This is a genomic window from Streptococcus jiangjianxini, from assembly GCF_040225085.1.
GTDB lineage: Bacteria > Bacillota > Bacilli > Lactobacillales > Streptococcaceae > Streptococcus > Streptococcus jiangjianxini.
Genome location: NZ_JBEHGL010000014.1, coordinates 34,949 through 53,436, shown reverse-complemented (window position 1 = coordinate 53,436; position 18,488 = coordinate 34,949). Strand labels below are relative to the sequence as shown.

Below are 18,488 nucleotides of genomic sequence, written 5' to 3'. Positions count from 1 at the left end.
CCTGTCTATCTTTCGGTCGATCATTTGGTTGTCGCATGAAGGCTATCACCAAATTGTTAACTTTTGTAATCTTTAACAAACTTCTATTGAGAAGTAAGTCATTTAAGGCAATAACAAGTCTTGAGATAATGGCAGGCACTGTGGTAGGCAATCGTTTATAAATTTTCTGTCACTTCCGTTCATTTGTCACTAAATAGAAATAAGCAGAAAATCGATAATAACAACGATGGAAGCGCGAACATTTCGGTGTCTCCTAAAGGATTATTTAAGATTATTGTTATATAATAATCTTAAACCCTATCATTATATTTAAGGAGGATACACATATGTCATTAATTGGAAAAGAAATGGTTGACTTTCAAGCACAAGCCTATCATCAAGGTGAATTTATAACGGTTAGCAGTGACGACATCAAAGGGAAATGGGCTATCTTTTGTTTCTACCCAGCTGACTTCTCCTTTGTTTGCCCAACGGAATTAGGAGATTTACAAGATCAGTATGAGGAGCTGACATCACTAGGGGTGGAAGTTTATTCAGTATCAACAGATACACACTTTGTCCACAAAGCTTGGCATGATGAGTCTGATGTCGTGGGAACAATCACTTTCCCAATGATTGGTGATCCTTCTCACGTTTTGTCACAAGGTTTTGATGTCTTAGGAGAGGATGGTCTTGCTCAACGGGGAACCTTTATTGTGGATCCTGATGGTATCATTCAAATGATGGAAATAAATGCTGATGGTATTGGACGCGATGCCAGCACCTTGATTGATAAAATCCATGCAGCTCAGTATGTGCGCGAGCATCCAGGAGAGGTTTGTCCCGCTAAATGGAAAGAAGGCGCTGAAACCTTGACGCCAAGCTTAGATTTAGTTGGAAAAATATAATCAGAAAAACGAGGAGGACGTCTATGACATTATCTAATGACATCAAATCTCAACTTCAAAGTTATTTAGAATTATTGGAGTCAGATATTGTATTGCAGGTTTGTCTTGGCGATGATCACAATTCTCAAAAGATGGATGAGTTTATCACAGAAATTGAGACTATGTCAGATCGCATTAGTCGTGAGTCGATAACTCTAGAGAGAATTCCTAGTTTTCAAGTGTCAAAAAAAGGAGAATCTAGTGGGATCATCTTTTCAGGAATTCCATTAGGACATGAGTTTGCGTCATTTATTTTGGCTATTTTGCAAGTCTCTGGTCGTGCTCCGAAAATTGAGCCAGATCTGATAGACCGGATCAGAGCTATTGATCAAAAACTTCAATTTGAAACCTATGTTAGCCTAACGTGTCATAATTGTCCGGATGTGGTTCAGGCCTTAAATATCATGTCGGTATTAAATGACAACATTTCGCATACGATGATCGAGGGAGGAATGTTTCAAGATGAAGTAACGTCTAAAGGAATCATGTCCGTTCCGACGGTATATTTAAATGGTTCTGAGTGGTCATCGGGTCGCGCAACTATTGAACAGCTGGTAGATAAAGTGTCAGGTCCCTTGTCAGAAGAAGCCTTTGCTGATAAGGGGATCTATGATGTCCTAGTCGTTGGTGGCGGTCCAGCTGGCAATAGTGCGGCTATCTATGCCGCGCGAAAAGGTTTGAAAACGGGCTTAGTGGCTGAGACATTCGGTGGACAAGTCATGGAGACTGTCGGCATTGAAAACATGATCGGAAATCTCTATACAGAGGGTCCTAAGTTGATGGCGCAAATAGAGGAACACACTAAGAGTTATGATGTTGACATCATTAAAGCCCAAAAAGTGAGTTCTGTTGAGAAAGCCAAGGTGATTACCTTGACGTTGTCAAATGGCGCTGTTCTAGAAGCCAAAACCGTCATTCTGGCCCTAGGTGCCAAATGGCGCAATATTAACGTTCCAGGCGAAGCTGAATTTCGCAATAAAGGAGTCACTTACTGCCCGCACTGTGATGGACCTCTTTTTGAGGGCAAGGATGTTGCAGTGATTGGTGGTGGCAATTCTGGACTTGAAGCTGCTTTAGACCTAGCAGGTTTGGCTAAGCATGTGTATGTTTTAGAGTTTTTACCAGAACTGAAAGCTGATCAAGTATTACAAGAACGAATCTCACAAACTGATAGTATAACTGTTCTGAAAAATGTTGCTACTCAAGAAATTCTGGGAGATACTCAGGTGACAGGTTTACGTTATAGTGATCGTGAGTCTGAAGAAGAAAAGACCATTTCCTTAGAGGGTGTCTTTGTACAAATTGGTCTAGTTCCAAACACCTCTTGGTTAACTGATAGCGATATTGAGTTGAACCAGCGAGGGGAAATTGTGGTTGACAAGCAGGGGGCAACTAACATTCCAGGTATTTTTGCTGCAGGGGATTGTACGGATTCTGCCTACAAGCAAATCATCATTTCCATGGGCTCTGGAGCCACAGCAGCTATCGGTGCCTTTGACTATCTCATTCGAAATCCTATATCCGATTAGTTAAGGCTGTATCAAAAAACTTTGAAGAAGTAGGAGAGCACCTTTTGGGAAGGCTATCTCCACTTCTTTTGCGTTGTTTAGGATAGCAAGTAGTAGTATCGCTTGATAATAAGAGGTTACTAATTGGACTGAACCAAGTAGCTTTAGTGAAACCTTTTAGAGTTTAAAAGAAAATATGCATCCGCATATGTCCAAATCATTTATCTAAAGGGCAAAGAAGCCGTTAAAATATCATGTAATGACTTGCTTTTTAGTATGATTTTTGATAGACTATACTAGTTGCTTAGGCAATAAATACTCATTCTGGCTCCATTGTGAGGCTGTTGCCCGCGTGGTGGTCTTGCAAGTTGACGGCTGGAAGAGGAAAAAAACATAAAAGGAGAAACTACTCATGGCAGTAATTTCAATGAAACAACTTCTTGAGGCTGGTGTTCACTTTGGTCACCAAACTCGTCGCTGGAACCCTAAAATGGCTAAGTATATCTTTACTGAGCGTAACGGTATCCACGTTATCGACCTTCAACAAACTGTAAAATTAGCTGATCAAGCTTACGACTTCGTTCGTGACGCAGCAGCAAACGATGCAGTTATCTTATTCGTTGGTACTAAAAAACAAGCAGCTGAAGCAGTAGCAGAAGAAGCTACTCGTGCTGGTCAATATTACATCAACCACCGTTGGTTGGGTGGAACTCTTACAAACTGGGATACAATCCAAAAACGTATCGCTAAATTGAAAGAGATCAAACGCATGGAAGAAGATGGAACTTTCGAAGTTCTTCCTAAGAAAGAAGTTGCCTTGTTGAACAAACAACGTGCACGTCTTGAAAAATTCTTGGGTGGTATCGAAGATATGCCTCGTATTCCAGATGTTATGTACATCGTTGACCCACATAAAGAACAAATCGCTGTTAAAGAAGCTAAAAAACTTGGTATTCCAGTTGTAGCTATGGTTGATACAAACGCTGATCCAGATGAGATCGATGTTATTATCCCAGCAAATGACGATGCTATTCGTGCCGTTAAATTGATTACTTCTAAATTGGCTGATGCTGTTATTGAAGGTAACCAAGGCGAAGATGCTGGTGTTGACTTCCAAGAAGAAGCAAACGCAGAATCAATCGAAGAGATCGTTGAAGTTGTAGAAGGCGACAACAACTAAGAAAAGTAAAAAGGACGCTTGTCCACTTTACCATTTGAGCTTGATTGGCAAGAATGGACATTACTTGCGAAAGGGGCAGGGCTAAGCCCTAGTCTCTTTTGTTTTTATTTGGTTAGTTATTAAAAAGAGTAACAAGAACTGATGATCAGGAATTGTTTTCTCAGATTATAGGTTAAGGAGATCTACTCATGGCAGAAATTACTGCAAAACTCGTTAAAGAATTGCGTGAAAAATCAGGTGCTGGTGTTATGGACGCTAAAAAAGCACTTGTTGAAACTGATGGCGATATGGATAAAGCGATTGAATTACTTCGCGAAAAAGGTATGGCTAAAGCAGCTAAAAAAGCTGACCGCGTAGCTGCTGAAGGTTTGACTGGGGTTTACGTTGATGGTAACGTTGCAGCCGTTGTTGAAGTTAACGCTGAAACTGACTTTGTTGCTAAAAACGCTCAATTTGTTGAATTGGTAAACGAAACTGCAAAAGCACTTGCAGCAGCTAAACCAGCTAACAATGAAGAAGCTGTTAACGTTAAATTAGCTTCAGGTGAAACACTTGAAGAAGCATATGTTAACGCAACAGCTACTATCGGAGAAAAAATTTCATTCCGTCGCTTTGCTGTTATCGAAAAAACAGATGATCAAGCTTTCGGTGCTTACCAACATAATGGTGGACGTATCGGCGTTATCTCAGTTGTTGAAGGTGGCGATGAAGCACTTGCTAAGCAAATTTCAATGCATATCGCTGCAATGAATCCATCAGTTCTTTCATATACTGAACTTGATGAGCAATTTGTTAAAGATGAATTAGCACAATTGAACCACGGTATCGATCAAGACAACGAATCTCGTGCGATGGTTAACAAACCAGCCCTTCCACACTATGCGTATGGATCAAAAGCACAATTGACTGACGAAGTGATTGCAAAAGCTGAAGAAGACATCAAGGCAGAACTTGCTGCTGAAGGTAAACCAGAAAAAATTTGGGACAAAATCATCCCAGGTAAAATGGATCGCTTCATGCTTGACAACACTAAAGTTGACCAACAATACACACTTCTTGCACAAGTCTACATCATGGATGACAGCAAAACAGTTGAGCAATACTTAGAATCAGTAAATGCTAAAGTTGTTGCATTTGCCCGTTTCGAAGTTGGTGAAGGTATTGAAAAAGCTTCAAATGACTTTGAAAACGAAGTTGCAGCTACAATGGCAGCAGCTCTTGGTAAATAATTGATTAATCGTTAATCTAGGGCACCTCGATAAAAAGAGGTGTCTTTCTTATGGCTAAATGCAAAAGGTCTAATATGGCAAAGTCACCATTTTTGAAAATGTCTCTATTGTTTTCTATTGACTAGGTTCATTCTTGGTTGTTTCTGGTGTTGTGGGTGGGATGCTAGTTATTTTTGCAAGTATCGCAAAATCTTTTGACATAGCTCGTCAACCCTTCGTTACCAGTATGGCTATCATAGCCAGTAATATGGGTGCGATGATGACACAGTTGATGTTAGCCAAAGCTATTCAGGACCTGGGGTTAGAATGCTATCAATTTCCTTTGTAGTAAGCGGTAGTTTATCCCTTATCGTCTTGGAGATTTATCAGTGGTGAAAAAAACTGAAAAGAGTTAAGCTGATGGTCCGATTCTTTTCGTCTGCCTAAGGATAAATACTTAAGGCTTAAGGTTTTAAATGTCTTGAAAATTTGATATAATTATAGTCAGTTATAGTCAAAGTAAGAAAGGGGGTCCTTAATGTCGTCAAAAAATACTTCAGACCAGATTGAAGAGTATATCAAACAATTGTTGGCTCAGTCAGGTATGACCGAAATTAAGCGATCTCATCTGGCCGAGTCTTTTCAGGTTGTTCCCAGTCAGATCAACTATGTTATAAAGACACGCTTCACAGAGAGTCGAGGTTATTTGGTTGAAAGTAAACGCGGTGGTGGCGGCTACATTCGCATTGCCAAGGTTAAGTTTTCAGATAATCATCAATTACTGGGTTCTTTGATGGCAACCGTTGGTGAGCGGGTTAGCCAACAGGTTTTTGATGATCTTATTCAACTCTTATTTGAAGAAAAGGTGATCACGGAGCGAGAAGGCAACTTGCTGTTATCAATGACTTCTGATGCCGTATTAGGACAAGATGCCCCTTTTATTAGAACTAGAATGTTAAAGAAACTCCTCCATCGGTTGGATAGGAAAAAGGAATCATAATGGTTAAGTATTCACAAAAAATGCAGGAAGTTTTTGGCCTGTCACAAATTATTGCAACACAATTCTCTTGCCAATTGTTAGAAAGTTGGCATCTTTTGCTTGGATTAATTTCTAGTGATGAAACCATTGCAGGATTAACTTTCCGAGAATTTGACAGTGAGACCGGTGAAAATGATTATTTTGCAGCTGCTATTTTAGCGTCGGAGAAGACTTTTGATGATAGTATTAATCAGTTTGATCTTCATGAGCAATCGGTAGCGACAGCTGAGATCTTGGCTTTTGCGGAACAAATTAGTCATATTACTGGAGATGAAGAGGTTGGTACCGAGCATGTTTTGATGGCGATGCTCCTAAATCCACAAATGATGCCCATCCGTATCTTGGAATTAGCTGGTTTTAAACTTAAAAATGATGGTGAAGGATCTTCGATTTTTAGCCTCCGTCAAAGTTTAGAGAAACATGCGGGCTTTACTAAGGATCAAGTCAAATCCATTCACGAGTTGAAAAAACCTAAACGCCCTAAGGCTAATAATTTTACAGATATGATGAAACCACCATCAACAGCTGGAGAATTATCGGATTTCACACGCGACTTAACAGCTATGGCGCAGGCTGGCGCTTTAGAAACGGTTGTGGGCCGCGACCAAGAAATTTCTCGTATGGTACAGGTGCTCAGCCGTAAAACTAAGAACAATCCCGTCTTAGTCGGTGATGCTGGTGTCGGTAAAACAGCTTTGGCTTATGGTTTAGCCCAACGTATTGCTAGTGGAGAGATTCCTTATGAGCTGCGTGATATGCGAGTTCTGGAATTAGATATGATGAGCGTGGTTGCAGGGACCCGATTCCGCGGTGATTTTGAGGAGCGTATGAATCAAATCATCGATGATATCGAGACAGACGGGCACATTATCCTCTTTGTGGATGAAATGCACACGATTATGGGGTCTGGCAGTGGGATGGACAGCACCTTAGATGCGGCTAACATTCTTAAACCAGCTCTTTCACGCGGGACACTCCATATGGTTGGCGCAACCACTCAAGAAGAATATCAAAAGCATATTGAAAAAGATGCAGCTCTATCGCGTCGTTTTGCTAAAATCATTATTGAAGAGCCTGCTGTTGAAGATGCCTTTGAGATTCTCAAAGGACTTCGTCCTAGTTATGAAGCTTATCATCATGTATCGATTTCTGATGATGCCCTGATGACAGCTGTTAAATCTGCTCATCGGTATATGACCAGTAAAAACCTTCCAGACTCAGCCATCGATTTGATAGATGAAGCTAGCGCTACTGTTCAAACTATGGTTAAGAAAGAAGTTCAAGCAGAGCTTTCGCCAATTGATGAAGCACTTTTGAGTGGAGATCTTAAGACTGTTTCACGTTTACTTAAAAAAGAAGACACGCTTACTGTTCCAAAAATTGTCAAGGTAAGCGAAGAACACATCATGGCTACTCTTAGTCGTCTGACAGGAATTCCTGTGGAAAAAATGACGCAGGCAGATAATCAAAAGTATCTTAATTTGGAAAAAGAATTACATAAACGTGTTATTGGCCAAGATACAGCGATTTCGGCTATTAGTCGTGCCATTCGTCGTAATCAGTCAGGTATTCGGACTGGTAAACGTCCTATCGGATCTTTCATGTTCTTAGGTCCAACTGGGGTTGGTAAGACAGAGTTAGCTAAGGCTCTGGCAGAAGTTCTTTTCGATGATGAATCTGCCCTTATTCGTTTTGATATGTCTGAGTACATGGAGAAATTTGCAGCTTCACGTCTTAACGGTGCCCCTCCAGGCTATGTCGGTTACGATGAGGGAGGCGAATTGACAGAAAAAGTACGTCAGAAGCCTTATTCGGTCCTCTTATTTGATGAGGTTGAGAAGGCTCATCCTGATATTTTCAATGTGCTTCTACAAGTGCTTGATGATGGTGTTTTAACCGATTCTCGTGGTCGCAAGGTTGATTTTTCAAATACCTTGATTATCATGACTTCAAACCTTGGAGCGACAGCACTTCGTGATGATAAGACGGTAGGTTTTGGAGCGCAAGATTTATCACAGGATCATGAGGCGATGGAAAAACGTATCTTGGAAGAACTTAAGAAGGCTTATCGCCCAGAGTTCATTAATCGTATCGATGAAAAAGTTGTCTTCCACAGCTTGACGCAAGATCACATGAAAGAAGTGGTTAAGATTATGGTTCAACCATTGATCAAACAGTTAGCTGAAAAAGATATTGTTCTTAAATTCCAGCCATCAGCCCTCAAACACTTGGCTGAGGATGGCTATGATATTGAAATGGGGGCGCGACCACTACGCCGTACCATCCAGACACAAGTGGAAGATCACTTGGCAGAACTAGTTCTTTCAGGACAACTAGTTGCTGGTAATATCCTCAAAATCGGTGTCAAACAAGGGAAACTTAAATTTGATATTGTTTAATGGGTGTTAATAAGTCTCTGATTGATTCAGAGACTTTTCGCTTGCCTACATAGTCAAATGAATTAACTTTCAAACAAGGGACTGAAACACGGACAGTACATGATACTCTTTGAAAATCAAGTCAACGACGTTTGGTCTGAGTTTGATTTTCGAAGAGTATTGATAGAAAAACTCACATCAACGACTTGAGTTGCACTCCAAAAGTTGGATAATTAAATATTAAAAAGATTTAGTTCTGTATTGCACAGGCTAAGTCTTTTTAATTTTGTTTGGATTTATAGGTTCTTTTATAAAGTTACCTATCTTCGATTTTGGGGGTTCTCTAAAAAACGGATAATAGCATTGTCAGAATTATTGCCTTTATTTAAAATAGTTTAATTTAAATAAAAATATTGACACTTAAAACTCATCGTTGTAAAATAAAATGGGAAATCAAGAATGACAATTCTTAATAAATTAAATTTTATTCCGTATAAAGTTAATTCATCTATCGTTCAATATTCACTTTATTTAAATAAAAAATATGTAGAAACGATGGAAAATAAATGGATTTTGGTTGTAGCAGCCCTTATTGTTCTAGCTGCAGTTGGTTTATATGCTTGGTACTGCACGAGTGGAGGTCGTTCTTTTGCTTTTAATGTGCGATATAATTGGCCTAAGTCAGGACAAATGGGAGTTGCATGTAAGTAAACAATTAGAGAGCTTAGCTAAAGGAAAACTAAGCTCTCTAATTGTTAGGAGAAGATATGTTTAATATATGTGAATTAAGCCAATCATTTAAGAGTGATAACATTTTAAATGGCATTACTTGTACATTTCCAGATTCTGAAATCAGCATTATTGTTGGAACGAATGGATGTGGTAAAACAACATTTTTGAATGTTCTAGCACAGATGATTCCGTACGCTACAGGAGAAATTATTTGTAACGGTTACAAAATTGGAAGTAAAGAATATAAAGAGCAGATATTTTATATCCCATCGGACTTTTATTTACCAGAATATATGACTGGCATTGAATACTTGACTTTTATTTTGAAACATTATAAGAATGCTAATTATAATCAAATCGATATATTACTGGAAATTTTTGATTTGAAAGAATTTAAAGACGTCTTATTAGAAAAATATTCTTTCGGAATGAAAAAGAAAATTCAAATTATTGCAGCTTTTTGTTCGGGAACTCCTTACATTTTAGCGGATGAAGTATTTAGTGGATTGGATTTTGATACAGCTCTATTACTAGAAGAATTATTTAATTTTCAAAAAAGATACAGAAGTTTTGTAATAGTATTTCATGATATGAATACTCTTAATCGTTTCTCTAACAATATCTATATAATGTCCAAAGGATGCTTGTTACCTTATAAGGGATTAAGTCAGGATATTAAGAATATAATCAAACAAATGGGACAAACTGGTGAAAAATTTGATAAATTACAACAATATATGGGAGATTTTAACACTTTTTATTAATGATTCTTTCCATGGTGTATTAAACCGTCCTATCTTTAAAAGTAGATTTGGACGCATTAGTATAATCTCTTCATTTTTCCTTGCTTATTTTTATTATTTTTACATTAATGCTGTTGAATTTGCAAGGTTGGGGCAGAATAGAAATGATTTTACTCTTCCAGAGTTAGCCATGGCCATCAAGTTATCAATTAGTAGCTATAATAATTTATCTTTTATTGTTGGTATCTTTATTTTTCAACTATCTCAATCCATTATATTAATAAAAGAGAGTTCTTTGTTTACGGCAAGAATGCTTCCATTCTTGGGGTTAGAAATAAAATATGCTATTCACTTGTTTAAGTTAGTGACCTCTATAGTTATCTATGAACTTTTTTTATTATTATGATGCCAGGACTACAGGTGATTGGTGATCTACCAATTTCTGTTTTACTATTTTTTTCCTGTCATTGTTCATTTTTGGTTGGATATATGGCTAGTCATTCTATCTATAATTTCTTTAACAAATACTTTAACAAATATTTTTCTAAAATAAAAGGTGTTATTTCCTTTGTGATACTGACTTCCACGATGTTTTATTTTTATATCGGAAGGTTTAGAGTGGAGTTCTTTTTAGCCAAACATATTCAACCTCCAATATATTTAGCGGTCGTCAGTTTTCTTGTCATGCTGATAATCTGTTTGTTACTTTTTTTAATACCATATGATGATATGGAAGAGTCTTTCTTAGGAGGAAGGTATCTGCATATCCCTCTACCAAGATATTTAACGAATGTATTAAAAAGTGTGCTTCGTACAAAATTATGTGCCTCTTCACTATTTATTTTTTCCACATTGGTAATTTATTCCTGTATCACAACTGACTTTAATACGATGATTAAAGTTATGTCTCCACTATATCCTTTTTTAAATATCATGTTTCTGCACTATGCCGACAGCACTTTACAAATCCGAAAATTATATAACCTTATGGGTCTATCTGTAAAGAGAGAGTGGTTGGAGATTGTAATGACTATATTGATTTTTCAAATACCTTTACTCTTAGTAGAAGTTCTTTTTTCGAAAGATTTTGAGAGTTTACTTTGGGGGGTATCTTTATCAATTGTCTCTGTTATCGTAGGATTTTTATTCCCAAAATCAGAGAGTAGCTTAAATGAAGTCGTTTCAGTAATTCTGTTACTTCTAAGTATAATCATCTTAATTACTATAAAATCCTCAATATTTTTAATAGTCACATCATTAGTAATTCTGTCATTATTATTGTTTTGAAAAGGGTTGCCTTTTCACTCCAAAAGTAAAAGCCAGTTTACGAATTCCATCTATTGTCTATAAAAGTACGGGGAACAACATTAATAACATTTTGGTATTCGGAATAGCTCCAACAACATTAATTATATTAGGTATGTTTATTATAGGAAGGTATCTATCTTCCAGTTTCTATTTTCTACTCATCAGTATACAGGGGGCTAGAAGATCATGATAGATGTCTCCTCATCAGGCAGTTACGAAAAACTCACCTCAACAGTCGTTGAGGTGAGTTTTGTTTTTATCGAATCGTATTAAATAAGTCTTGAACTTCTTGGAAGCTCTCTGCACGTGAGACAGCGCCACGGACTTTGGCAGCGCCTGCTGTACCACGCAAGTAGTGAGGGGCAAGTCCACGGAATTCACGGACAGCAATCATTTCACCTTTGAGCTCAACCAAGCGCTTGAGGTGGTCTTCAGCGATATCTAATTTCTTAGCAAATGGTAATTCTGGTAATTCTTCGCCAGTTTCGAAGAAGTGATTGATTTGTGTAAAGATGTAAGGGTTGTTCATGGCAGCACGACCGACCATAACAGCATCAACGCCAATTTCTTCAATCATAAATGTTGCATCATGAACCGTTTTGACGTCACCATTGCCGATAAATGGAATTTTTGTGATGGCTTTGGAGACGCGAGCCAGTGTTTCATGGTCACAATGTCCGCGGTACATTTGTTCGCGCGTACGACCATGCATGGCAAGAGCAGAGACACCAGCAGACTCGGCAGCAAGGGCGTTTTCCACGGCGAGTGAACTGTCAGCCCAGCCGGTACGCATTTTCACAGTTAAGGGGATATCAAGGACAGATGTCACTTCGCTAACGATGTGGTAAATCTTATCTGGATCCTTGAGCCATTTGGCACCAGCTTCGTTTTTGACGACCTTGTTAACTGGGCACCCCATATTGATGTCAACAATATCAGCTTTGGTATTGGCTTGAATGAAGTCCGCGGCACGTTTGAGACCTTCAGCATCCCCACCGAAGAGCTGGATTGACATTGGGTGTTCATTTTCGTCAATGTGGAGCATGTGGAGGGTCTTTTCGTTGTTGTAGAGCAATCCTTTTTCAGAAATCATCTCCATGACAACAAGTCCTGCTCCAAACTCCTTAGCGATGGTACGAAAGGCAGAATTAGTAACCCCTGCCATAGGTGCTAAAACCGTACGATGCGGGATTTCGACGTTTCCAATCATAAATGATGAATTAATCTTTGTCACGGATAATTGCCTCCAAATCATCTTGGTTAAATTGATATTTTGTACCACAGAATTGACACACAATTTCAGCGCTTCGGTCTTTTTCTTTCATATCTTCTAGATCAGCGATTGCTAGCGAGGCGAGGGCTGATTCAAAGCGGTGGCGTGAGCAGTCGCAGTTGAAACCGATGCGTTCTTCTGAAAGACGTTTATAGGGTTCATCACCATAGATAGCTGATAGCAGGGCATCAATGTGGTCTTTCGATTCGAGGAGCGTTGAAATGGCTGGCATGTTTTGGATACGCTTTTCGTAGCGGCTGATTTCTTCCTCAGTCGCACCTGGAAGGACCTGAAGCATGAAGCCACCTGCGACTTTGACTTGGTCATTTTCATCTAGGAGGACGTTGAGGCCTACAGCAGAAGGGGTTTGCTCACTTTCTGTTAGGTAGAAGGCTAGGTCTTCGCCGATTTCACCTGAGACGATAGGAGTTGTTGATGTGTAGGGATTTCCAGTGCCATAATCAACGATAACAACGAATTGACCAGCGCCCATGAAAGGACCAACGAGAACTTCGCCAGTGGCTGTTTTCTTAATGTCAACGCCGGTGTTTTGAATATAACCTTTAACATTTCCCTTGGTATCTGCTACGGAGATGATATGACCGAAAGAGCTGTTACCAATGACTTTGACGGTGATTTTACTGTCGCCCTTTTGGTTAGCCGCGAGGATTTGGTTAGCAATGAGGGTACGTCCAAGAGCAACTGTTGATGATGATAGGGTTTGATGGTTTATTTGTGCTTGTTTAACAGTTTCGGTGCTATCAAGGACATAAGCCCTAAAGGCACCTGATTCTGAAATCGATTTGATTAATTTATCCATAAGCTTTATTTTACCATATTTACCAGCATTTTGGGGTAAGAGAAAACTCCTCAATGGAGGAGTTCGATCTTGAAATGAGTGCTTTTTTACTGGTTATCTGGTGTGACCTCTTGTGCTTCGACGTCTTTTTGCACTTCTTTACCTTCGTTAAGGAGGGCTTGGATAATCTTTTGGTCGCGAAGTTTGACAGAGTCATTGATTGTTTCAGCTGATTTGACGATAGCTGTTTCAAGTTGAGCTCTTTGCTTGCGACCGTTGTCGATGGCAGCAATAATGCCATTATTTTGTTCAACGAGACTTTCAGCCAATGCGGTGACTGATTCGATAGACATGGTTGGACTTTGGGCGGAGCGTTCAAGGGCAGGGATGGCTTCTTTGCTGGTTTGTGCCAACATTTCAAGGGCGGCATTATTAGCATTAACAATGGCATCCGCAGTTGCGCCGGATTTAACGGATTGTTGCAACATCCCCAATTGGGCGATTGAGAGCTTCATAGTTGGAATGGTGTTACGCCGGAGCATACCGAGCTTTTGGCGCATGTCTGATGACACTTTGACCAGGTTGCGCATCTGGGGTGTTGTCGTCCAAGCCACGTAGAGACGGCTGATATACTCAGTGTGTTGTTGTTCCAGAGTATTGATAACTTCAGTCATGCGAGCTAATTCTTCTGTCTTAGCGTGAAATTCTGGATCGGCATTGTCTAATAGAGCAACTTGCTTTTGCAGCTCATTCGCACGCTTGGCTCCTTCGTTCTGAGTGGCTTCTAAGAAGGCAATGACACCGACTAAATTTTCGATCGATTCGGTATTGTCTTCAATCAGCATTTCAGCAGATACGATATTACGCGCCAAGGTTTCTTCTTGCTTGACGACAGTAGCAGCCATGCTATCCATTTTTTGTTCAATATTTTTTGAGTCGAAGTAGAATTCTTGTAAGCTGGATTTGCTTTTATTGAAAATCTTTTCGATAAAGTTTGGTTTTTTCTCTAATTCAGCAGGTTTGACATCCTTGTATTTAGCGATAAAGCCGTTGAGCTCACGATTAGTCGCAGCAAGTAGGTCATCTACTTGTGGAATTTCGAGTTTTTTCTGTTCAGAGAGAATGTGATTAACAGTCTTGTTGACCTCTTCAACAGCAGAAGTACCAAAGTCTAACAGGTAATTTTGGTCATCTATAAAAGCATCGACAAGAGCAGGAGCTTTGGCTTGGATAGCTGATTGTTGCTCTGGTGTCAATTTCTCTAAGAAGGCAATTTGTCCTGTGCTTGTTTCTGAATTAGCAGCGATAATTTCGGTGGTCTTATCTGTTTTAGCGACAGCACTATTAGCAATTTTATCAATGTCAAAATTAAATTCAGCCATGTCAATTTCCTTTTTTTTTATTTTATAGTCTATCGCGCATCATACGTAGGCTGACGTCAAAGTCTTTGAGGCCAGATTCGTTGAGTTGGCGCAAGGTTTCATCTAATTCTAAGTCAAACTGATGCAGCGCTTCTTTGGCTTCTGCCAAGCGTTCCTCTGCGTTGTAATAATCTTTGGGTGATTCTTTAATTTTAAGATAGCCTGTGAGAATATCGTCGAATCGTCGCATATTGTTTTCGTGTAGGGCAGTCAGTTCAGCTTGATTATCAGCTTCCTTAATTTTTTCCATAATCGTACGGTGATCACGTTGGATGTTGTGGTAGATGGTAGTTAGTTCTGGTGCCCGTTTTAGAAGCTTTGTTTCTTCTTCGCTAGCTGGTTCTAAGTCAGTCGCAATGTGAAGGCGTTCCAATTGTAGATTAACATCTGCCTTGACATCATTGGCCTTTTTAGTGACGCGGCGATAGATTTTAAGGTCCATGTCATTTTTTAAAACTTCGGATTCAGCTGTGATTTGATCTAATTTGGGTAATAACTGGCGAGCAACAATGCTATACTGTGTGTAGTCTTGATCGGCTAAGTAATTATCCAAAAGTTTCACTTGGCGGTCAGCTTGCTGAATGGTATCTTTTAAATCTTGCAAACGTAAGGTTGTATTTCGTCTTTGGAGAGCCGTTGGACGATTGGCTACATAGTAAGTACCGAGGAGTCCAGAAATGGTAATGAAGACGATAAGGATGAGAAAGAATTCCATGCCATACCAATCACTTTCTAATTTTTTGAAGGTAATAATATTGTACTCTAAAGAACAGTTGAAAACAATTGTTTACCCATGAATTCAAAAATAAGTGATTAGGAAAACTCATAAATCTTAGATAGGATAACACATAATCCCAGACCAGAAAGTAGACAACTCTTCTTGAACATGACATTTTCGAGGAGGTGACCTTTATATCTTTAATAATGCCCCCTTGGAAGTATTGATATAACAGTATTTCTAAGAGGATTATTGTTTTCAAACGTAAAGAAAAAAGATTGAAGAGAATCGTTCGAAATGAACTTTTTCTTCAATCTGAGACTGTTATAAGTCTAGGCTTAAATCCTTGTCAGTATATAGTTTTGCCTTTTGGCAGAGAGTAGAAATCACCCAGGTGATTGCCGCTGGTAGAATAAAAGAGATGAGTCCTAAACTGATCCAATCAAAACTGGTGATGGCTGCTTTTTGTCCTGAGGCTATATCTGATAACCAGCCTGTATAAACGCCAATTTGACCGACAAGTCCGCTGGTTCCCATGCCAGAAGCGATAGCGGGTCCATTCATTTCTAACTTGAAAAATAGGGTTGCTAATGGGCCTGTGATGGCAGAAGTTACAATTGTGGGTAACCAGATGATAGGTTTTTTAAGGATATTGGGGACTTGCAACATTGAGGTTCCTAAGCCTTGCGCAATTAACCCTGCAAAACCATTAGCTTTAAAAGACATTATGGCAAAACCGACCATCTGTGCACAACAGCCAGCCAAGGCAGCCCCACCAGCCAAACCTGTGAGGCCGAGTGCTGCGCAGATGGCGGCAGAGCTAATTGGAAGCGTCAAAGCCATGCCAACAATGATAGAGACTAGCATTCCCATGATAAAGGGCTGTAAATCGGTTGCCCACATAATAAGACTTCTTAAAGAAATAGCAAGTTTTCCGATACTTGGTGCCATCCAAAGAGCTAGAAAACTACCTGATACAATCGTCACCAAAGGGGTAACAATAATGTCGAGTTTGGTTTCTTTGCTGATTAGTTTACCAGCTTCGCAAGCTACAAGAGAAATCAGATAGACTGCTAAGGGTCCGCCAGCACCCCCTAATTGATCACTAGCTTGTCCAACGGCAAGTAGAGAATAAAGCACTAGGGGCGGTGCTTGAAGAGCATAGCCTATCGCCAAGGCCATTGCGGGTCCTTTGACACTGGAAGCAAAGTGTCCAACATCAGTAAGTATGGACAAGCCCGCCAACTGACCGATGGTAGAGAGGATTGTACCAACTAACAGCGAAGCAAATAGTCCTTGAGCCATGGCGGAAAGGGCATCTATCAGGTAGACTTTTGGGGATAGACTAACCCCTTTTCGTTTGAGGAATGACATCTCTATATCTCTTTCTAAAAGGTATTTTTCTCATTTTATCTTAAAAGAGGTTTTCTGCCAAGTATTATTCGGAAATTGTTTTATTTTTAATGTAGATGATGTGTTATGTAGTAGAAATAACTTGATTTTAAATGTTTTATAGAAAAAGTTTTCGGTTTTTGCTATAATAAGGTGTAAGATAAACTCGCAGGTGAAATTCCTGCCAAATGTTTTTCAGAAAAGGAGCAGGGTTTCGCTCAGCTATTGGGCAAGACCCGGATCAAATATATGACATCTGTAGTAGTTGTTGGTACCCAATGGGGTGACGAAGGTAAAGGTAAAATCACGGATTTCTTGTCAGCGGATGCGGAAGTCATCGCTCGCTATCAGGGTGGTGATAATGCAGGCCACACAATCGTGATCGATGGAAAAAAATTCAAGTTACACTTGATTCCGTCCGGAATTTTCTTCAAGGAAAAAATCTCAGTTATCGGTAATGGTGTGGTTGTTAATCCAAAATCTTTGGTTAAAGAATTGAACTACCTCCACGAAGAAGGTGTAACGACGGATAACCTTCGTATCTCTGATCGTGCTCATGTTATTCTTCCTTACCATATCAAGCTTGATCAACTTCAAGAAGATGCTAAAGGTGATAACAAAATCGGTACAACTATCAAAGGGATTGGCCCAGCTTACATGGATAAAGCTGCGCGTGTTGGGATTCGTATTGCAGATCTTTTGGACAAAGATATCTTTGCGGAGCGTCTTAAAACAAACTTAGCTGAGAAAAATCGTCTCTTTGAAAAAATGTATGAATCAGATCCGATTACTTTTGAGGAGATTTTTGAAGAATACTATGCTTATGGTCAGGAGATCAAGCAGTATGTCACAGATACCTCGGTCATTCTTAATGATGCTTTAGATGGTGGCAAGCGCGTTCTTTTTGAAGGGGCACAAGGTGTTATGCTAGATATTGACCAAGGGACATACCCATTTGTAACCTCATCAAACCCAGTTGCCGGTGGTGTGACTATTGGTTCGGGTGTCGGCCCGTCTAAAATCAACAAAGTCGTTGGGGTATGTAAAGCCTACACCAGTCGCGTTGGTGATGGTCCTTTCCCAACAGAGCTTTTTGACACTGTTGGTGACCGAATCCGTGAAGTTGGTAAAGAGTATGGTACAACCACTGGTCGCCCACGTCGTGTGGGATGGTTTGACTCTGTTGTTATGCGCCATAGCCGTCGTGTATCAGGGATTACCAATCTTTCACTTAACTCAATTGACGTCCTTTCAGGACTTGACACGGTTAAAATCTGTGTGGCTTACGACCTTGATGGTGAACGTATTGACCATTACCCAGCAAGTCTTGAGCAGCTCAAACGTTGCAAACCAATTTACGAAGAACTTCCAGGTTGGTCTGAAGATATCACTGGCGTTCGTAGTCTAGAAGATCTTCCAGAAAATGCTCGCCAGTATGTTCGCCGAATTGGCGAATTAGTCGGTGTCCGTATCTCTACTTTCTCAGTAGGACCGGGACGTGAGCAAACTAATATCATGGAATCTGTTTGGGCTAATAGCTAAAAGGTGTGATCTGATTAGCCGTTATTAGCAAATAGTCAAATGATTGTCATCAATTCCCTAAAAGATAGTTGTTTTTTGGGAATAAACCTAAGGATGTAGTAGAGGCTGAAACTAATGTTTCAAGCCTCTTTTTGCTGTTCAAAAACAATGAGTTCTACCCCCCAATGGAAAAAATAAAACCAACACGCTTCGACAATCAAAAATAGGGTTTGTTGACTTGGTTTGGTGATCTTCAATTCTATCTGCATCAGCGTCGACTAGTCTACTTTTGATTTTCATTGACTATAAATTAACTCTTTTACAAAGCAGTGACACCTCGCC

The 18,488-nt window shown here is 39.6% G+C and carries 15 protein-coding genes; 10 read left to right on the top strand and 5 right to left on the bottom strand.

The features are described 5' to 3' along the window. Positions 1 to 326 precede the first annotated feature (326 nt). The 9 genes from ahpC to ABP870_RS07225 all read left to right on the top strand — a co-directional run bounded on the left by ahpC (position 327) and on the right by ABP870_RS07225 (position 9,735). Positions 327 to 887 (top strand): alkyl hydroperoxide reductase subunit C, encoded by a 561-nt coding sequence (gene ahpC, locus ABP870_RS07265; RefSeq protein ID WP_350014791.1) that lies wholly within the window; start codon positions 327 to 329, stop codon positions 885 to 887. 23 nt (positions 888 to 910) lie between these two features. Then, positions 911 to 2,455, top strand: coding sequence for an alkyl hydroperoxide reductase subunit F (gene ahpF, locus ABP870_RS07260; RefSeq protein ID WP_350014790.1), 1,545 nt, complete (start codon positions 911 to 913; stop codon positions 2,453 to 2,455). A gap of 391 nt (positions 2,456 to 2,846) precedes the next feature. After that, a complete protein-coding gene (gene rpsB / locus ABP870_RS07255) occupies positions 2,847 to 3,614 on the top strand; it encodes a 30S ribosomal protein S2 (RefSeq protein WP_350014789.1) in 768 nt (255 codons plus the stop codon). Between the two features lie 188 nt (positions 3,615 to 3,802). Beyond that, complete coding sequence (gene tsf, locus ABP870_RS07250; RefSeq protein ID WP_350014788.1) at positions 3,803 to 4,843, top strand: translation elongation factor Ts; 1,041 nt, start codon at positions 3,803 to 3,805, stop codon at positions 4,841 to 4,843. Between the two features lie 160 nt (positions 4,844 to 5,003). Continuing rightward, positions 5,004 to 5,171, top strand: coding sequence for a hypothetical protein (locus tag ABP870_RS07245; RefSeq protein WP_350014787.1), 168 nt, complete (start codon positions 5,004 to 5,006; stop codon positions 5,169 to 5,171). A 189-nt stretch (positions 5,172 to 5,360) separates the two neighbouring features. After that, positions 5,361 to 5,822, top strand: coding sequence for a CtsR family transcriptional regulator (locus tag ABP870_RS07240; RefSeq protein ID WP_350014786.1), 462 nt, complete (start codon positions 5,361 to 5,363; stop codon positions 5,820 to 5,822). Next, positions 5,822 to 8,260 carry an ATP-dependent Clp protease ATP-binding subunit gene (locus tag ABP870_RS07235; RefSeq protein WP_350014785.1) on the top strand — a complete coding sequence of 813 codons (2,439 nt, stop codon included), beginning with the start codon at positions 5,822 to 5,824 and terminating at the stop codon, positions 8,258 to 8,260. Before ABP870_RS07240 ends, ABP870_RS07235 begins: the two co-directional genes overlap by 1 nt. 438 nt (positions 8,261 to 8,698) lie before the next feature. Continuing rightward, positions 8,699 to 8,950 (top strand): hypothetical protein, encoded by a 252-nt coding sequence (locus ABP870_RS07230; RefSeq protein WP_350014784.1) that lies wholly within the window; start codon positions 8,699 to 8,701, stop codon positions 8,948 to 8,950. A 56-nt stretch (positions 8,951 to 9,006) separates the two neighbouring features. Continuing rightward, positions 9,007 to 9,735: an ATP-binding cassette domain-containing protein gene (locus ABP870_RS07225; RefSeq protein ID WP_350014783.1), complete on the top strand. Its 729-nt coding sequence runs from the start codon at positions 9,007 to 9,009 to the stop codon at positions 9,733 to 9,735. Positions 9,736 to 11,278: 1,543 nt separating this feature from the next. Here ABP870_RS07225 and dusB read toward each other — a convergent pair. The 5 genes from dusB to ABP870_RS07200 form a co-directional block, all read right to left on the bottom strand. Beyond that, positions 11,279 to 12,256 carry a tRNA dihydrouridine synthase DusB gene (gene dusB, locus ABP870_RS07220; RefSeq protein ID WP_350014782.1) on the bottom strand — a complete coding sequence of 326 codons (978 nt, stop codon included), beginning with the start codon at positions 12,254 to 12,256 and terminating at the stop codon, positions 11,279 to 11,281. Beyond that, positions 12,243 to 13,115, bottom strand: a complete 873-nt coding sequence (gene hslO, locus ABP870_RS07215; protein ID WP_350014781.1) for an Hsp33 family molecular chaperone HslO — start codon at positions 13,113 to 13,115, stop codon at positions 12,243 to 12,245. The genes dusB and hslO overlap by 14 nt, the downstream gene beginning before the upstream one ends. An 86-nt stretch (positions 13,116 to 13,201) precedes the next feature. Further along, positions 13,202 to 14,476 carry a toxic anion resistance protein gene (locus ABP870_RS07210; RefSeq protein WP_350014780.1) on the bottom strand — a complete coding sequence of 425 codons (1,275 nt, stop codon included), beginning with the start codon at positions 14,474 to 14,476 and terminating at the stop codon, positions 13,202 to 13,204. Positions 14,477 to 14,498: 22 nt separating this feature from the next. Then, positions 14,499 to 15,230 (bottom strand): hypothetical protein, encoded by a 732-nt coding sequence (locus tag ABP870_RS07205; RefSeq protein ID WP_350014779.1) that lies wholly within the window; start codon positions 15,228 to 15,230, stop codon positions 14,499 to 14,501. A gap of 327 nt (positions 15,231 to 15,557) precedes the next feature. Then, positions 15,558 to 16,607, bottom strand: coding sequence for a PTS transporter subunit IIC (locus tag ABP870_RS07200; RefSeq protein ID WP_350014778.1), 1,050 nt, complete (start codon positions 16,605 to 16,607; stop codon positions 15,558 to 15,560). A 267-nt stretch (positions 16,608 to 16,874) separates the two neighbouring features. Between ABP870_RS07200 and ABP870_RS07195 the strand changes: the two genes are divergently transcribed. Further along, on the top strand, positions 16,875 to 18,167 hold the full coding sequence (locus ABP870_RS07195) for an adenylosuccinate synthase (protein ID WP_350014777.1): 1,293 nt from the start codon (positions 16,875 to 16,877) through the stop codon (positions 18,165 to 18,167). The last annotated feature ends 321 nt before the right edge of the window (positions 18,168 to 18,488 follow it).

What these genes read in the sequence shown, in the direction of transcription:
- ahpC (WP_350014791.1), top strand. Translation starts at nt 327, where the DNA reads ATGTCATTAATTGGAAAAGAAATGGTTGACTTTCAAGCACAAGCCTAT.
- ahpF (WP_350014790.1), top strand. Translation starts at nt 911, where the DNA reads ATGACATTATCTAATGACATCAAATCTCAACTTCAAAGTTATTTAGAA.
- rpsB (WP_350014789.1), top strand. Translation starts at nt 2,847, where the DNA reads ATGGCAGTAATTTCAATGAAACAACTTCTTGAGGCTGGTGTTCACTTT.
- tsf (WP_350014788.1), top strand. Translation starts at nt 3,803, where the DNA reads ATGGCAGAAATTACTGCAAAACTCGTTAAAGAATTGCGTGAAAAATCA.
- ABP870_RS07245 (WP_350014787.1), top strand. Translation starts at nt 5,004, where the DNA reads ATGCTAGTTATTTTTGCAAGTATCGCAAAATCTTTTGACATAGCTCGT.
- ABP870_RS07240 (WP_350014786.1), top strand. Translation starts at nt 5,361, where the DNA reads ATGTCGTCAAAAAATACTTCAGACCAGATTGAAGAGTATATCAAACAA.
- ABP870_RS07235 (WP_350014785.1), top strand. Translation starts at nt 5,822, where the DNA reads ATGGTTAAGTATTCACAAAAAATGCAGGAAGTTTTTGGCCTGTCACAA.
- ABP870_RS07230 (WP_350014784.1), top strand. Translation starts at nt 8,699, where the DNA reads ATGACAATTCTTAATAAATTAAATTTTATTCCGTATAAAGTTAATTCA.
- ABP870_RS07225 (WP_350014783.1), top strand. Translation starts at nt 9,007, where the DNA reads ATGTTTAATATATGTGAATTAAGCCAATCATTTAAGAGTGATAACATT.
- hslO (WP_350014781.1), bottom strand. Translation starts at nt 13,115, where the DNA reads ATGGATAAATTAATCAAATCGATTTCAGAATCAGGTGCCTTTAGGGCT.
- ABP870_RS07210 (WP_350014780.1), bottom strand. Translation starts at nt 14,476, where the DNA reads ATGGCTGAATTTAATTTTGACATTGATAAAATTGCTAATAGTGCTGTC.
- ABP870_RS07205 (WP_350014779.1), bottom strand. Translation starts at nt 15,230, where the DNA reads ATGGAATTCTTTCTCATCCTTATCGTCTTCATTACCATTTCTGGACTC.
- ABP870_RS07200 (WP_350014778.1), bottom strand. Translation starts at nt 16,607, where the DNA reads ATGTCATTCCTCAAACGAAAAGGGGTTAGTCTATCCCCAAAAGTCTAC.
- ABP870_RS07195 (WP_350014777.1), top strand. Translation starts at nt 16,875, where the DNA reads ATGACATCTGTAGTAGTTGTTGGTACCCAATGGGGTGACGAAGGTAAA.